General features: G+C 79.4%; 1 pseudogene. It reads right to left on the bottom strand.

Going from position 1 to position 722, the window contains the following annotated elements:
- Positions 1–722, bottom strand: a pseudogene (locus tag AC2CHG_RS31685) (SCO7613 C-terminal domain-containing membrane protein); the annotation flags it as partial.

Raw genomic sequence — 722 nt, 5'->3', positions numbered from 1 at the left:
CAGCAGCGGCGTGCCCGCCGCGTGGCCGACCGCCAGCGGCACCAGCGCGCAGCCGGCCGCCAGGACCAGCGCCGTGCCGTGCCCGGTCCAGCCCAGCACCCGCCCGGCCACGAGCGCCGTGCGATTGCCGGAGGTACGGCGGCGCAGCACGACCACGACCGCGAGGTCACCGAGCGCCACGGCCGTCAGCACCAGCGCCCAGCCGGCGGCGGTGGGCCGGAACGCGGCAGCGGCCAGCGGCAGCACCGGCTGCGCGAGCAGCCACGCCGCGAACCAGGGTGCGGTGAGGCGGCTGACCAGTGCGTAACCGGCGGCCACCGCGGCGCTGCCCGCCGCCACCAGCGCCGCGTACCGGCTGCCGGGCAGGCCGGTCACCCCGAACAGGTCCACCGACCAGGCGGCGGATCCGTCCAGGACCACCAGGAGCAGCGCCACCGAGGCGAGCGTCTCGGCGGTGCCGCGCAGCCCGCGGGCCCGGGCGACGAGCGGCGCGACCAGGGCCAGCGCGGTGACGGCGAGCAGGATCAGCGCCCGGCCGGCCACCCCGAACGTGCTCCAGGCGACGGCGGTGAACACCACGGCGGCGGTGCCGAGCAGCAGCCCGCCGAGGACGAACAGCAGGCCCTGGACCGCGCGGGTGGAGGTCTCCGCGCCGCCGGGGCGTACCGCGGCGGGGGCCTGCGGAAGTTGACGCGGCGGCGGCGCCGGGAGCGGCGCGGGAC

It is taken from the genome of Micromonospora sp. ATLC20, from assembly GCF_057196585.1.
The sequence above is the reverse complement of the archived record's forward strand: the minus strand, read 5'-3'. Positions and strand labels throughout refer to the sequence as shown.